Source organism: Rhodoferax sp. ZS1R8 (assembly GCF_056521325.1).
Genome location: NZ_JBWMBA010000004.1, coordinates 329,266 through 344,022, shown reverse-complemented (window position 1 = coordinate 344,022; position 14,757 = coordinate 329,266). Strand labels below are relative to the sequence as shown.

At 60.1% G+C, this 14,757-nt stretch carries 16 protein-coding genes; 9 read left to right on the top strand and 7 right to left on the bottom strand.

The window, feature by feature from the left end; genetic code table 11:
- The 6 genes from guaA (at position 1) to AC097P_RS15690 (ending at position 6,979) form a co-directional block, all read left to right on the top strand.
- On the top strand, positions 1 to 1,614 hold the full coding sequence (gene guaA / locus AC097P_RS15715) for a glutamine-hydrolyzing GMP synthase (protein WP_479611372.1): 1,614 nt from the start codon (positions 1 to 3) through the stop codon (positions 1,612 to 1,614).
- 21 nt (positions 1,615 to 1,635) lie between these two features.
- On the top strand, positions 1,636 to 2,259 hold the full coding sequence (locus tag AC097P_RS15710) for a 2'-5' RNA ligase family protein (protein ID WP_479611371.1): 624 nt from the start codon (positions 1,636 to 1,638) through the stop codon (positions 2,257 to 2,259).
- A 90-nt stretch (positions 2,260 to 2,349) separates the two neighbouring features.
- Positions 2,350 to 2,580, top strand: coding sequence for a hypothetical protein (locus tag AC097P_RS15705; RefSeq protein WP_479611370.1), 231 nt, complete (start codon positions 2,350 to 2,352; stop codon positions 2,578 to 2,580).
- A gap of 55 nt (positions 2,581 to 2,635) precedes the next feature.
- Positions 2,636 to 4,060, top strand: coding sequence for a tRNA adenosine(34) deaminase TadA (gene tadA / locus AC097P_RS15700; RefSeq protein ID WP_479611369.1), 1,425 nt, complete (start codon positions 2,636 to 2,638; stop codon positions 4,058 to 4,060).
- Between the two features lie 118 nt (positions 4,061 to 4,178).
- Complete coding sequence (locus tag AC097P_RS15695) at positions 4,179 to 5,936, top strand: putative bifunctional diguanylate cyclase/phosphodiesterase (protein WP_479611368.1); 1,758 nt, start codon at positions 4,179 to 4,181, stop codon at positions 5,934 to 5,936.
- A 38-nt stretch (positions 5,937 to 5,974) separates the two neighbouring features.
- Positions 5,975 to 6,979: an LD-carboxypeptidase gene (locus AC097P_RS15690; RefSeq protein ID WP_479611367.1), complete on the top strand. Its 1,005-nt coding sequence runs from the start codon at positions 5,975 to 5,977 to the stop codon at positions 6,977 to 6,979.
- Positions 6,980 to 7,003: 24 nt separating this feature from the next.
- On the opposite strand, the gene AC097P_RS15685 is transcribed toward AC097P_RS15690, so the two are convergent.
- On the bottom strand, positions 7,004 to 7,348 hold the full coding sequence (locus tag AC097P_RS15685; protein ID WP_479611366.1) for a hypothetical protein: 345 nt from the start codon (positions 7,346 to 7,348) through the stop codon (positions 7,004 to 7,006).
- A gap of 157 nt (positions 7,349 to 7,505) precedes the next feature.
- Here AC097P_RS15685 and AC097P_RS15680 point away from each other — a divergent pair, with 157 nt between their 5' ends.
- Positions 7,506 to 8,423 carry an adenylate/guanylate cyclase domain-containing protein gene (locus AC097P_RS15680; RefSeq protein ID WP_479611365.1) on the top strand — a complete coding sequence of 306 codons (918 nt, stop codon included), beginning with the start codon at positions 7,506 to 7,508 and terminating at the stop codon, positions 8,421 to 8,423.
- 66 nt (positions 8,424 to 8,489) lie between these two features.
- Here the strand turns inward: AC097P_RS15680 and AC097P_RS15675 are convergent, their stop codons facing one another.
- Genes AC097P_RS15675 through mltG form a run of 6 tightly spaced genes read right to left on the bottom strand, consistent with a single transcriptional unit; the run spans position 8,490 to position 13,007 of the window.
- Entirely contained in the window at positions 8,490 to 9,146 is a 657-nt protein-coding gene (locus AC097P_RS15675; RefSeq protein WP_479611364.1) for an ankyrin repeat domain-containing protein, read from the bottom strand.
- Positions 9,143 to 9,937, bottom strand: a complete 795-nt coding sequence (locus tag AC097P_RS15670; RefSeq protein WP_479611363.1) for a TatD family hydrolase — start codon at positions 9,935 to 9,937, stop codon at positions 9,143 to 9,145. Before AC097P_RS15670 ends, AC097P_RS15675 begins: the two co-directional genes overlap by 4 nt.
- A 48-nt stretch (positions 9,938 to 9,985) precedes the next feature.
- Positions 9,986 to 10,351 carry a PilZ domain-containing protein gene (locus tag AC097P_RS15665; RefSeq protein WP_479611362.1) on the bottom strand — a complete coding sequence of 122 codons (366 nt, stop codon included), beginning with the start codon at positions 10,349 to 10,351 and terminating at the stop codon, positions 9,986 to 9,988.
- Between the two features lie 9 nt (positions 10,352 to 10,360).
- Positions 10,361 to 11,371 carry a DNA polymerase III subunit delta' gene (locus AC097P_RS15660; protein WP_479611361.1) on the bottom strand — a complete coding sequence of 337 codons (1,011 nt, stop codon included), beginning with the start codon at positions 11,369 to 11,371 and terminating at the stop codon, positions 10,361 to 10,363.
- Complete coding sequence (gene tmk, locus AC097P_RS15655) at positions 11,368 to 12,027, bottom strand: dTMP kinase (protein WP_479611360.1); 660 nt, start codon at positions 12,025 to 12,027, stop codon at positions 11,368 to 11,370. Before tmk ends, AC097P_RS15660 begins: the two co-directional genes overlap by 4 nt.
- Positions 12,024 to 13,007: an endolytic transglycosylase MltG gene (gene mltG / locus AC097P_RS15650; RefSeq protein ID WP_479611359.1), complete on the bottom strand. Its 984-nt coding sequence runs from the start codon at positions 13,005 to 13,007 to the stop codon at positions 12,024 to 12,026. The genes tmk and mltG overlap by 4 nt, the downstream gene beginning before the upstream one ends.
- Positions 13,008 to 13,054: 47 nt before the next feature.
- Between mltG and ygfZ the strand changes: the two genes are divergently transcribed.
- Entirely contained in the window at positions 13,055 to 14,011 is a 957-nt protein-coding gene (gene ygfZ, locus AC097P_RS15645; protein WP_479611358.1) for a CAF17-like 4Fe-4S cluster assembly/insertion protein YgfZ, read from the top strand.
- Between the two features lie 111 nt (positions 14,012 to 14,122).
- Positions 14,123 to 14,749 (top strand): protein phosphatase CheZ, encoded by a 627-nt coding sequence (locus AC097P_RS15640; RefSeq protein WP_479611357.1) that lies wholly within the window; start codon positions 14,123 to 14,125, stop codon positions 14,747 to 14,749.
- Positions 14,750 to 14,757: the final 8 nt, after the last annotated feature.

Here is a 14,757-nt window from a genome sequence, read left to right as displayed (position 1 = left end):
ATGACACACGAACGCATCCTCATTCTCGATTTCGGATCCCAGGTCACCCAGCTCATCGCCCGCCGCATCCGCGAAGCCCATGTGTTCTGCGAGGTGCATCCCTGCGATGTAAGCGAAGAATGGGTGCGCAACTATGCCAAAGACGGATTGTTGAAGGGCGTCATCCTGTCCGGCAGCCACGCCAGCATCTACGAAGAAACTACGGACAAGGCACCCCAAGTTGTATTCGAACTAGGCGTTCCGGTTATGGGCATTTGCTATGGCATGCAGGCGATGGCCCAGCAGCTCGGTGGCAAGGTTGAAGCGGGCCACACCCGCGAATTTGGGTCGGCGCAGATCCGTGCGCGCGGTCACACCAAACTTTTCGAAGGCCTACAGGACAGCACCACAGCCGAGGGGCACGGCATGCTGGACGTCTGGATGAGCCACGGCGACAAGGTCACCGAGATGCCGCCCGGCTTTACGCTGATGGCATCTAACGCCGCCTGCCCCATAGCCGCCATGGCGGATGAGGCCCGACGCTTCTACGCTGTTCAGTTCCACCCCGAAGTCACGCACACCAAACAAGGCCAGGCCATCCTGAACCGTTTTGTGCTGGGCATTTGCGGCACGCGTGCCGACTGGATCATGGGTGACTACATCGCCGAGGCGGTGGAGCGCATCCGTGCCCAGGTGGGCGACGAAGAAGTCATCCTGGGCTTGTCTGGCGGCGTCGATTCATCGGTAGCCGCAGCCCTGATCCACCGCGCCATTGGCGACCAACTGACCTGTGTGTTCGTGGACCACGGCCTGTTGCGCCTCAATGAAGGCGACATGGTGATGGACATGTTTGTCGGCAAGCTGCATGCCAAGGTCATCCGCGCCGACGCCAGCGATTTGTTCCTGGGCAAGCTGGCAGGCGTCAGCGACCCGGAAGCCAAGCGCAAGGTCATTGGTGGCGAATTCGTCACCGTGTTCAAACAAGAGGCTGCCAAACTCAAGGGCGAAGGCGCCAAAGGTGCCAAATGGCTGGCCCAGGGAACGATCTACCCGGATGTTATCGAATCCGGCGGTGCCGGCAACAAAAAAGCCGTCACCATCAAGAGCCACCACAACGTGGGCGGTTTGCCCGAGCAACTGGGCTTGAAACTGCTGGAGCCGCTGCGCGAATTGTTCAAGGACGAGGTACGTGAGCTGGGCGTTGCCCTCGGTTTGCCACACGACATGGTCTACCGCCACCCATTCCCCGGCCCCGGCCTGGGCGTGCGGATTTTGGGCGAAGTCAAAAAAGAATATGCCGACCTGCTGCGCCGGGCTGATGCGATCTTTATCGAAGAGCTGCGCAACTTCCGGGATGACACCACCGGCAAGACTTGGTATGAACTGACCAGCCAGGCCTTTACCGTGTTCCTGCCCGTCAAGAGCGTCGGCGTCATGGGCGACGGCCGCACCTACGACTATGTCGTGGCTCTGCGCGCCGTGCAGACCAGTGATTTCATGACCGCCGACTGGGCCGAGCTGCCCTATGCGCTGCTCAAAAAGGTATCGGGGCGCATCATCAACGAAGTGCGGGGCATCAACCGCGTGACCTACGACGTGTCCAGCAAACCGCCAGCCACGATCGAGTGGGAATAGGCAGGCGTTCCTGTCAGGACCATGGCTAGCAACCAAAGACAGGCGCGTGCGGGTGGCCCGGTGCAGTCCGCATTGCCCGGTTTCGATGCAGAGCCGGAGCCTACAGACCGTATTTTCTTCGGTATTTACCCGACGGCTAGCGTAGCGCCCGACGTACAACAGTTGGCAGCCCGGCTCCGCGCCGAGCACGGGCTCAGTGGCAAGCCGCTGCTGACGGAGCGCTTCCATGTGACGCTGTACCACGTCGGTGACTTTGCCGGATTACCGCCGCATATCGTGGCCATGGCCAAAGAGGCAGGGGCGGCCGCAGCGGTTGCCATACCCCCGTTTGAGATCGCACTGGATCGCGCCGCCAGTTTCGCAGCCAAGCGGGACAAAAATCCTTACGTTTTGCTCGGCGGTGACGGGGTCGCAACGTTGATCGATTTTCAGCGCACCCTGCGCGTGGCGATGGCAAAGGCGGGGCTCAAGATCGGCAACTCACAGTCCTACACGCCGCATATGACCTTGTTGTACGACGCAAAAAGTGTAGAAGAACATCCGGTCGAGACAGTGCGTTGGGTTGCTGACGAATTCGTCCTCGTGCACAGCCTGCTGAACAAAACAGAACACATACCGCTGGCGCGCTGGGCATTGCGCCGGTGAGTGACAAAAGAGTCCAGCAAAAGTGGGCAAAATCGGGTGATTAGGGCCGCTTGCTTGCGGCAGCCATTAGACACAAGGCAGGAGACTGACATGCGTGGAATGTTTGGGGTAGTGGGCTTGCTGCTGACGCTGGCCATTGTGGGCGTGCTGGCCAAGAAGAACCTGTCGTCGGTGACCACCGTAGCCCCGCCAGCCGGCCTGGCCAGCGCTCCGGCAGGCGCCACCGTCAAAGAGCAAAGCCAATTGCTGCAACAACAGGTAAAGCAAAGTGTGGAGAACACTATGCAAGAGGCCCGGCCCATGCCGACGGATGACAAATAGGTTTAAGCCGAATTGGCTTGTAGCCCCCGTTCAGCGTGCGTAAGCAGCTCCTAAAATGGTAGCAAATTTGGGCGATGCGGATTTCATGCAACTGGCCTTGGAACAGGCGCAGGCAGCCGCAGATGCAGGCGAGGTTCCTGTAGGTGCGGTGCTGGTCAAAGACGGCCAGGTTATCGCCACCGGCCGCAATGCGCCCATAACTTCGCACGACCCTACGGCCCACGCCGAGATCGTTGCGCTGCGTGCAGCGGCGGCGACGCTGGGCAATTACCGGCTGGATGGCTGTGAACTCTATGTCACGCTGGAGCCGTGTGCCATGTGCAGCGGCGCCATGTTGCACGCAAGATTGGCACGGGTGGTGTTTGGCGCTGCAGACCCCAAGACCGGTGCGGCCGGGTCGGTCGTCAACCTCTTCGCGCAGACGCAACTCAACCACCAGACACAGGTCCGCGGTGGCGTACAGGCAGAAGCCTGCGCTACGACACTGCAGAGCTTTTTCCAAAACCGGCGGGATGCGAAAACGCACGAGAGGAGGGCGCAGCACCCCTTGCGCGACGATGCGGTCCGCACGCCAGATGACCGGTTCGTCAACTTGCCTGACTACCCGTGGTTACCACGCTACGTTAGCGACCTGCCCGCGCTGGCCGGCCTGCGCATGCATTACCTGGACGAGGGCCCACTGGAGAGCGGACTCACCTACCTGTGCCTGCACGGCAACCCGGCGTGGAGCTATCTGTACCGCAAGATGATCCCGGTTTTCCTGCAGGCTGGGCACCGCGTCGTGGCGCCAGACTTGATTGGGTTCGGCAAGAGCGACAAATTCAAGAAGGAGTCTGCGCACAGCTTCAGCTTCCACCGCCAGACGCTGTTGGAGCTGGTCGAACGGCTGGATTTGCAGCGCGTCGTCCTGGTTGTGCAGGATTGGGGAGGCCTGATCGGTTTGACCTTGCCCATGGCCATGCCGACACGCTTTTCTGGACTCTTGGTTATGAACACCACCTTGGCCACGGGGGATGCGCCGTTACCGCCCGGTTTTCTGGCCTGGCGCGAAATGTGCGCCAAGAACCCCGACTTTGACATAGCCCGCCTTTTTGCGCGAGGGAATCCCCACATGTCAGCTGCTGAATGCGCGGCTTACGCAGCCCCGTTTCCAGACAAAGGCCACCGGGCAGCCACCCGTGCCTTTCCGCCCCTGGTGCCAAATAACCTGGATGCCGACGGCGCCGCGGTATCGCGCGCTGCGCGCGGGTTCTGGCAGTTGCAGTGGCAAGGTCAAACCCTGATGGCCGTGGGCATGCAGGACCCTGTGCTGGGCGCGCCGGTCATGGAGCAGCTACGGCACTCCCTGCGCGGCTGCCCGGAACCTTTGTACGTCGAAGAAGGTGGGCATTTTGTGCAGGAAATGGGCGAGCCCATAGCCAGGGCGGCCGTTAACTTGTTTGTCTGCTCGCAGGCGGGTCCGCAAGGCTTATCGCGGTAGAACCCAACCTGGGCTGCCAAATGTTTTGCATTGTTTTATCGCATTACCGACATTTTGGGAATTGGTGGTGCACAATGTTCGGTAGGCAACCGACGGACAGACAACACTTGTAGTTTGAATGCACACCGATACTGACACGCTACATTTCCTGGATGACGAAACCGATACCGGAGTCGCCGCGGGACTGGTCTGGCGATTGATGGTCATCGACGACGAACCGGACGTACACCGGGCCACGACCTTTGCGTTGTCTGGCGTCAAAATTCTCGGGCGGCCTTTACAGTTCCTGCACGCCTACTCCGCCGCCGAAGCAACCCTGTTGCTGGGCTCTGAAGCCGACGTCGCCGTGGTGTTGCTGGATGTTGTGATGGAGCGGGAAGATGCTGGCCTGGCCCTGGTCAAAACCATTCGGCAAGACCTGCGTCTGGCGGAGTTGCGCATCATCCTGCGCACGGGTCAACCCGGCTATGCACCTGAGATCGAAACCATCCACGATTTCGACATCAACGATTACAAGACCAAATCCGAGCTCACCCGCACCAAGCTCTATGCCACCGTGACAGCGGCGGTGCGGGCGTACGAGCAGATTCGCAAGCTGGATCAGTTGGCGTTTTATGACCGGCTGTGCAGTTTGCCTAACCGCAATAAATTCATCGATCTGGCCGACGAACGCCTGTTCTCCGGTCAGTTCATGTCTGATGTCATTGCCATTCTGGACATCGACGACTTTTCGGAAATCAACGACGCGCTGGGTCACCAGCAGGGCGATCGCCTACTCCAAGCCGTCGCCGAGCGTCTGAAGCTGGAGTTAGGTTCCGACGTGATCCTCGCCCGCCTGGGCGGCGACACATTTGGCCTGATGGGCGACAGCTGCGTATTGGATCCATTGACGGTGTTGGACTTGTTCCGCGCACCATTCAACGTGCAAGACGACACCATGGTCGTTACGGCAACTATGGGGTTGACGCAGGAACTGGGGACTGGTATCGCGGGGCGCGATGCACTCAAGGACGCCAACATCGCACTCAAGCTGGCCAAGAAAAATCGGCGTGGCGGTTTTGTGATGTTCTCCGCCCAGATGGGTGCCGATATCCGCGAACGCGTGCGCCTGTTGCAGGCCCTGCGACATGCAGTTGAGAGCGAACGCCTGTTCGTGGTCTACCAGCCGCAGGTCAATCTGCTCAGCGGCAAATTGGTTGGCGTGGAAGCCCTGATCCGCTGGCGCAACGAGGATGGCACCTTTGTGCCACCGGACCGTTTCATCCCGCTAGCTGAAGCCTCGGGGATGATCATTGCCATTGGTGACTGGGTGTTGCGGGTATCGTGTATGGAGCTTGCGCGCCTGCAGGCCCTGGGCTTGCCTGATCTTCGCATGTCGGTCAACGTGTCGCAGATCCAGTTCCGTCATCCGGGCTTCCTGGACAAGCTGCGTTCCGCACTGACTGAGACCGGCATCAACCCCAAATGCCTGGAGTTGGAGATCACCGAGTCGGTCGCGATGGAAGACCCGGACTTCATGCTAGAAACCCTGCACAAGGTCCGCAAGATGGATATTTCGATTGCCATCGATGACTTTGGCACTGGCTATTCGTCGCTTAGCCACTTGCGCCAATTGCCGATTGACCGCTTGAAAATCGACCGCGCCTTCGTTACCGAGCTCAATCGTGCGGTGATGGGCGGGCACATTGCGTCCATGGTCATTGAACTGGGGCGCAACCTCAACCTGACGGTGATTGCCGAAGGTATCGAGGAAGAAGAGCAGGCGCAGACCCTGTTGAAGATGGGTTGCCATGAGGGGCAGGGTTACCTGTATGCCAAGCCCATGGTAGCGCAAGACCTGGTGCAGTGGATCGCAGCGCGCGGCGCGGCCGCCTGAGCCCAAAAACGGCGCCGTCACTGCCCGATAATGGGGCGGTGAAAAAGAAACACATCTACATCTATTCCCCCTCCGGCGCCGTTCGCGACAAAGCCGCTTTCAAACGCGGTGTGCAACGCCTGCAGTTCCTGGGCCACGACGTGGAAGTCGATGCTGACGCATTGAAGAGCCACCTGCGCTTTGCCGGCGATGACGAAACCCGCTTAGCCGCCATCCACCGTGCGGCCGCCAGTGGTGCCGATGTCGCGATGATTTCCCGAGGAGGCTACGGACTGACGCGCATCCTGGGCGGCATACGTTACAAGGCCTTGGCCAAGTCGATTGAACGTGGCACCCAGTTTGTCGGCATCAGCGATTTCACGGCCCTGCAATTGGCAATGCTGGCCAAGACCGGCAGCACCACATGGGCCGGCCCGGCACTGTGTGAAGGCTTTGGCGTAGGCGGCAAGCCCGATCTGCTGGACGGCCATGGCCACGCGGAAGCCGCAGTCCCTGACGACATCATGGAAGACTGCTTCAACGACATGGTGACGGGGCAGGGCGAGGGCACGGGTTGGCGCCAGAACCGCGAGCCCGGACAACCACAAGACGCCACCGTGCGTGCCAGCAAGGCCACCATTTGGGGCGGCAATCTGGCCATGCTGACGTCGCTGATGGGGACAGAATATTTTCCCGAAATCAAGGGCGGCATCCTGTTTCTGGAAGATGTCGGAGAGCACCCCTACCGCATCGAACGCATGTTGACCCAGTTACTGCACGCTGGTGTGTTGGCGCGACAAAAGGCGATTGTGCTGGGCCAGTTCACCGAATACAAACTGTCTGCCCACGACAAGGGATTCAAACTGGCCACGGTAGTGCAATGGCTGCGCAGCCAGATCAAGACGCCCATTCTGACCAATTTGCCCTACGGACATGTGGCCACCAAAGTGCTGCTACCGGTCGGTGCCAAAGCCGATCTACTGGCTGAGGGCAGGGATGTGCTGCTGTTTTGGGGCCATGACCACAGCCACGAACATGGTGATGACCACGGTCACCACCATTGAGTCCTATGACCGCATGCGCGCTGTTCAGTCCCGAAGGCTGCTGGCGCGCGTAGTCAGTGATTTGGGCAACAAACCTTTGAACATGCCACTGATCTGATCGAGTTTCTGGCGCGCAACGGCCTCACCGTCTACCGCCGCGATGGCTGCCATGACATCGCCGCGCAAATACCAGAGATCGTTCAAATCACTGGCATAGGTTACCTTTAGCTCCAGCTTGGAGGCGGTCGCGGCGCCGGGCACACTCAAGTTCTCCAGCATGACTTCACGGATGTCTTCCAATGCGGCTTGCATTCTCGACTCGTGGTCGCCAGTCTGGCTGTTGAAAAAACTGTGCACCCCTGTCATCAGGGAAGAACGAATCCAACTCATTTTTTTAATTCAGAGACAAAGTGGTCGTACCATACCAAATAAAGCGCGATCAGTGCAATAGGGCCTAGCTCGGCTTCAGCGGCGTTTTGGCTAAGGTTCTCAAGATTGCCGCAATGACCTAAACTCTAACCCTAGACACGAATCGGAACTATCGGGAATGGGCGTTCAAACCACCGTTGTATTTACGGATCTGCATGGCAGCACAGCGGTGTTTGAGGCCTTGGGCAATGCTCTTGCGACCGAGACAGTGACCGAGATCACCTCGCGTATTTCCCAGCAATGTATCGAAAACGGTGGTCGTGTGGTCAAAACCCTCGGAGATGGGGTGTTGGCGATGTTTCCCGATGGCCTGAGCGCCGTTACCGCGGTGGTCGATATCCAACGCACGCATTCTGCCCGCATGCTGCGCACACCGACAGAGTTGCGTATGCCCATGCGCATCGGCGTGGCCAGCGGCGAGGTTGAGATTGTTGCAGGCGACTGCTACGGAGATGCCGTCAATGTCGCGTCCCGACTGTGCGATCTGTGCGGGCCGTACCAGATTTGGGCCAACGCAGCATCTTTGTCCTCGGCCACCGAAACCCAGGGAACAAGCTTTCGCATGCTGGGGCCCATCAATATCCGCGGCCGCGCCGAGCCGTGTGTTGTCTACCAGATCGAGTGGCATGAGGACATCGCATCGGACTTTCTGACGATGCAAGGCACTTTTGACCCTGCGCAGGTTTTGGGCGAACGGGACGCCCTCGGGCGCGAGGTGGAACTGACCTGGTCTGGAAACATGCGCCGCTTCAAGTCCTTTGAGCTACCGGTCCAGCTAGGTCGAGTACACGATGCTGATTTTGTTGTCAACGATCCACGCGTGTCCCGCATCCACGCGCGCCTGGAGTGGCGCAATGGCAGTGTGGTGTTTGTGGATGCCAGTAGCTACGGCAGTTGGGTCCGTTTTGAGGGGACCAAGGGAGCAGACGTGTTGTTGCGGCGTGCGGAGTGCGTGTTGCACGGCAAGGGAGAATTGGCGCTGGGCGCGTCTTTTGCCGACGCCAGCGTGCCAACCGTAACGTTCGAGATTCTCTAGAAAAGAGGTTTCATCGTGCTGACATTACTTAACATAATATACATCGTATAAAGTAATTACGGCACGTCACCATACGCTTTTGCGCTGCCTGCGCACCTCAGCAGCGATCAACGCCACGGTGTCGTCCCGCTTGACTTGTGCTGCGAAATCAATGGCGGTTAAACCCAAAGCGTTTTTCAATGCTGGATCCGCTCCGGCTTCCAACAGCAGCTTTACAGCGTCGTTGCCGCCATACCGGGCCGCCATCATCAGTGGCGTGCTGCCGTTCGGCGATGCGGCATCGATATAGGCATAGTTTTCCAGCAGTAAACGGATGGCGGCGACGTGCCCCCCGGTTGCCGCGTAGTGCAGCGGTGTCCAGCCGGTCTTGTTGACATCGGCGTCCCGCGCTATCAGTTGCTTGCAAATCGCATCGTAGCCCTCCAGGGCTGCCAGCATCAACGGGCTTTCATCTTGCGCGGTGCGCACCTCGACCTTTGTTTTTGGGTCTTCGACCAGGGCGCTAACCACCTTCAACGACGGTTCACGCAGCGCTGCGATCAGTGCCGGGTCGCCCTTGGGGTTGACCGTGTTTGGGTCGAAACCGCGATTCAGCAGCCCGCGCACCACCACAATATCGTCGCGTTGCAGCGCCGAAAAGAAGTCATCATAAGAACCAGCTGAGGCAATAGAAAACCAAGGCAAAACAATTAGATACGTAGCATATTTAAAGTAATTTCTCATAACTGAACACCCGAAAACAGCTGTGTAAAGTTGTGGCTGGTGGCCTGTCCAATTTCTTCCACGCTGCAATCTTTCAGGGCTGCGAGCTGCTTGGCGACAAAAGGTACATAGGATGGATTGTTGGTTTTACCGCGGTACGGCACCGGCGCCAAATAGGGGCTGTCGGTCTCAATCAGCAGGCGATCCATTGGCACCCAGGTCGCCACATCACGCAAATCCTGCGCAGTCTTGAACGTGAGGATGCCAGAGAAGGAAATGTAGAACCCCAAGTCCAGCGCCTGGCGGGCGACCGCATGGCTTTCTGTAAAACAGTGGAACACGCCGCCTGCAGACCCTGCCGAGCCGTCTTCACCCTCCTCCCGCAAGATGGCCAGCGTATCGTCCGACGCACTGCGGGTATGGATCACCAGCGGCTTTTGCAACTGCCGCGCTGCCCGTATGTGGGTGCGAAAGCGCTCGCGCTGCCAGTGCATGTCTGCGATGGTTCGGTCGCCCAACCGGTAATAGTCCAACCCGGTTTCGCCGATGGCAACGACGCGGGGCAGTTGTCCGCGTTGCAGTAAGTCGTCCAACGTGGGCTCGGTGACGCCTTCGTTGTCCGGGTGCACGCCGACGCTGGACCAGAAGTTGTCGTACGTGGTGGCCAGTCGGTGCACGTCAGGAAACTCTTCCAGCGTCGTACAGATGCACAGGGCGCGGTCCACGCTGGCCTCGGCCATGGATTGGCGAATGGCTGGCAGCGAAGCCACCAACTCGGGAAAGCTCAGGTGACAGTGGGAATCAGTAAACATGCATTGCGCCCTATAGCTGCGCCGCAGCAAGGGGCCGCGGCAAAAAACTCAAATGGTTTGAGTGGGACGCTCAGACGCCATGTGGGCGCCCAAAATTTCTTCTATCTTCATTTTCAGCGCGTGCGACTTCTCGTCTTTGGGGAAAGTGATTCCAACGCCCTGGGTACGCCCGCCGGCCGCTTTGGCAGGGGTAACCCAAGCCACTTTGCCAGCCACCGGGTAGCGCTGCATGTCTTCGGGTAAAGACAGCAACACGTACACGTCATCACCCAACGCGTATTCACGGGCCGTGGGGATGAAGACACCACCTTCGGCAAACACCGGAATGTAGGCCGCATACAGCGCAGCTTTTTCCTTGATGGAGAGCTGGATGACGCTGGGCCGGGGTGGAGTGGTTGTTGGGGCTGTGCTCATGAAATCTCGCTAGTGCCTTGAGTTTAAAACCGTTTGGGCTTTCCCCACAAGCGATTCCAACATCAAGCCTGCATTAAATGGGTGGTCAACAGTGCGCATCGCACGCGACAGAGTCTGCGCCCATGCGCTCAACGTGGCCAGGGATGCAGCACTTGTCAGGTCAGCCTTGGCGAAAAATCGGGGCGCTGCGCCGGCCTGTACGGCCATCAAATCGTGGCACAGCTTGTGCAAGGCATCCAGCGTCTGGACCATGCTCCAGTCCTTGAAGAAACCGACATCGCCTCTGGCCACGGCCTTGGGTAACACCGCCCATGCGCTAGGGTCACGGCCAGAAGCCCCGAACGCTGCGGCATCCTCGGGCCGGCCACCCATGGCCTTGAGCAACAGCTGGGCTTGGCCAGCATCGAAACCGCGGGACTGCAGCCACTGTTCGCTGGCCTGGGCGTCGGGCCAGCGCATCGCGTGCCCCAGACAACGGCTACGTATCGTGGGCAACAATTGGTGGGCCGATTCGCTGGCCAACACAAATTTCACTTCGCCCGGCGGCTCCTCCAACGTCTTCAACAAGGCGTTGGCGGTGATGGTGTTCATCTGCTCGGCGGGGTACACCAGTACGACCTTGCCCCGCCCCCGCGCGCTGGTGCGCTGGGCAAACTCCACGGTGTCGCGCATGGCGTCGACACGGATTTCCTTGCTGGCCTTGCGCTTCTTGTCGTCAATCTCGTTTTGCGCCTTTTCGCCCAGCGGCCAGCCCAGTTCAAGCAGCGTGGTCTCGGGCATCAGCGCGCACAGGTCGGCATGGGTGCGCACGTCAATCGCATGGCAGCTGCCGCAGACACCGCAGGCACCGACCTTGCCCGGCTGCTCACACAGCCAGGCCCGCGCCAGCTCCATCGCCAGACCATATTGGCCCAAACCGGACGGACCGTGCAGCAGCCAGGCATGGCCCCGTTGCGCCAGCAGCTGCTGCGTCTGCACGGCAATCCACGGTGGCGGGGTGGTGGGCGTGGCGTCGCTCATGGCGTCAACAAACCCCTGGCCTGCACGGCCTGCAGCACGTCTTGCCACACCATAGTGGGCGGCTGGTCGGCGTTGATGCGGGCAAACCGTGCGGGGTCGGCGTCCAGGCGCCGGGCATAACCGCCGGCCACATTTTCAAAGAAGTCCTGCGGTTGCGATTCAAATTTATCTGGAACGCGGGCTGTGCTCAGCCGCTCGGCGGCAACGCGCGGGGGCAGGTCGAACCAGATCGTCAGGTGCGGCTGCAAGGTGGCGGACGGTACATCCGGTGCATCATCTGCCGCCCTGCCCTGCACCCAGGCCTCCAGCACCGACAACATCTGCCAATCAAATCCGCGGCCCGCGCCCTGGTAGGCAAAGGTGGCATCGGCAAAGCGGTCACACAGCAGCACGTCCCCACGGGCCAGCGCGGGCAGGATGACGGTCTGGACATGGTCACGCCGCGCTGCAAAAACCAGCAAGGCCTCGGTCATGGCGTCCATGGGATCGTTCAGCACCATCTGGCGCAGTCGCTCGGCCAGCGGCGTACCGCCTGGCTCGCGAGTCAGCGTGACGATGCGGCCCTGCGCCTTGAAAGCCTGGGCCAAGCTGTCGATGTGGGTGGACTTGCCAGCGCCATCGATGCCTTCAAAACTGATGAAAAGTCCGCTGCTCATTGACCACGCTGGTATTTGTTGACCGCCCTATTGTGCTCGTCCAGCGAGGTGCTGAAATGGCTGCTGCCGTCCCCCCGGGCCACAAAGTACAAGGCCTTGGATGGCGCGGGCCGTACTGCTGCCAGCAGGGACGCTTTTCCGGGCATGGCGATAGCCGTCGGCGGAAGGCCGACACGGGTGTAGGTGTTCCACGGCGTGTCGGCCAGCAGGTCTTTCTTGCGCAGATTGCCGTCAAAAGCCTCACCCAGGCCATAGATCACCGTGGGATCGGTTTGCAGCCGCATGCCGATGGCCAAACGGTTGTGGAACACGGCTGAAATCGTGGGCCGGTCGGCGGGGGTGCCAGTTTCCTTTTCGACAATGCTGGCCAGTATCAGCGCCTGCTCGGGCGTGGTCAAAGGTGACTTGGGATCACGCTGGGCCCAGGCTGCGGCCAGCTTTTTGTCCATGGCCCGCAGCGCGCGCTGCAACACGGCCAGGTCGCTGGAACCCTTGCTATAGGTATAGGTGTCGGGAAAAAAATGCCCCTCGGCCGGTACGCCGGGCTGGCCCAGCTTGGCCATGATGTCGCTGGGCGACAGGGCCTGTGAATCAGGTTTAAGTTGCTCGGCCTTGCGCAGCGCCTCGCGCACCTGGCGAAAGGTCCAGCCTTCAACCAGTGTCACGCTGCGAAGCGCCTCTTCGCCGCGCACCAGCTTTTGCAACAGCGTGGCCGGTGTCGTGCTGCGGTCCAGCTCGTAGCTGCCGGCGCGAATCTGCCGGGATTGGCCCGACAGCCGGAACCAGGCGTGTAGCAGCGTGGCATTGACGGGCACACCGGCTTGCGCAACGGCGTTGGCCGCCTCGCGCGCGCCGGTGCCCGGCTCGATAGACAGATCCACCGTGGCTGTGGGCAGCTCAAACGGCTGGTTCAACCACAGATAGCCGGCGCCTGCGGCGGCAAGTGCAAGGCCCAGTAACAGAACAAAGAAAAAGCGCACAGCCCTACAAGCCTTGTGAAGTGAGGAGAGGAATGATAATTCAGAGCATGAACACGACGATCCCGCATCCCCAGTCCCACGGCACCCAAACTTCTTCCCTGCAGGGCGTAGCCCCGATCAAGCATTTGGGCGTCATCCGCGTTGAAGGTGAAGATGCTGCCAAATTCATCCACGGCCAACTGACCCACGACTTCTCGCTGCTGGACCTGCACACCGCGCGCCTGGCGGCTTTTTGCTCCGCCAAAGGACGCATGCAGGCCAGCTTCATTGGTTTCAAGCGCACTGCGACCGAGATTCTGCTGGTTTGCAGTTTGGACATCCTGACCGCGACGCTGAAGCGCCTGTCGATGTTTGTGATGCGGGCCAAAGCCAAACTCAGCGATGTCAGCGGCGATTATGCGCTGTTGGGCCTTGTCGGGGATGCTACGAAATCAATAGCTGGTTACGCTCATTCCACGTGGGCTACAGCCCTTTTTGATACTGCAACTGTGGTCAACCTGTACCCAGCCGACGGTGTGCAACGCCAACTGTGGATAGCCCCGGCCGGCACCCCTGCTCCCGACGGCCCTGCCCTGTCCGCCGACCAGTGGCTGTGGACCGAGGTGCGCAGCGGTGTGGCCACGATCACCGCGCCGGTGGTCGAAGCCTTTGTGCCGCAGATGCTGAACTACGAATCGGTGGGCGGCGTGAATTTCAAAAAAGGCTGCTATCCGGGCCAGGAGGTCGTCGCGCGCAGCCAGTTCCGGGGCACGCTCAAGCGCAGGGCCTTCGTGGTGCACGCGGATGCGGCCATGGTCGCCGGCGCGGAGGTGTTCGCCGCCGATGACGACAGTCAACCGGTGGGCACCGTTGTGCAGGCGGCGCCAGCGCCCCAAGGCGGCTTTGACGCCATCGTCTCGGCACAGCTGTCAGCGGTGGAGCGCAGCAGTCTGCACCTGGCTTCCAGCCAAGGTTCCGCCTTGCAAATCTTGCCACTACCTTACGCCTTGCTCGACGACATTTGACGCAGCCTTTGTGTAATCGCCCAATTTACGGGTAAATTCCGGACGTGGTTGTTTGGCCCTCCATAATTGGGCCAAAATCCGAAAACATGTCCAGAAGGGGTTGGTTTCACGATGTCTAAACCGATAAGCAAAGATGAGGCGTTTGCGCGCCTGGGCGCCATTACCCGTGAGATGCACGAGGCATTCAGCGTTCTGGGCGGCAGCAACGACCTGCACAACGTCGTGGAAGAGTTTCCCAACGCACGCGAACGTCTGGCTCACGTCGGCAAAATGACTGAAAACGCGGCCAACACCGTGCTCAACCTGGTGGATGCAGCCAAACCCGAATGCGATGACCTGGTCAAACGGGGAGAAGAACTCGGCCAGTCGCTGGCCCGCATGGCCGCCTCCGAAGATCTGACCGTGGAACGGGCCCGTGCCCTGATGGGTGTATGCGGCAAGTTTGCCGAACGCACATCGCAATTTGCCGGCAAGCAAGGGGCCATCCTTAGCGACATCATGATGGCGCAAGACTTCCAGGACCTGTCCGGACAGGTGATCAAGAAGGTCATCGACATCATCAACCGCACCGAACTCCAACTGGTGCAACTGCTGGTGGACAGTGCCCCCAACCAGGGGGAACAAAAAGAGGCCGAAGAATTTACCGGGGAAACCCACCAGCTGCAAGGCCCTCAAGCCGCTGCAGAGGCCCTGGCCCAAGGTGACGTGGACGACCTGCTGGCTTCGCTGGGCTTCTAGGCCTTTTC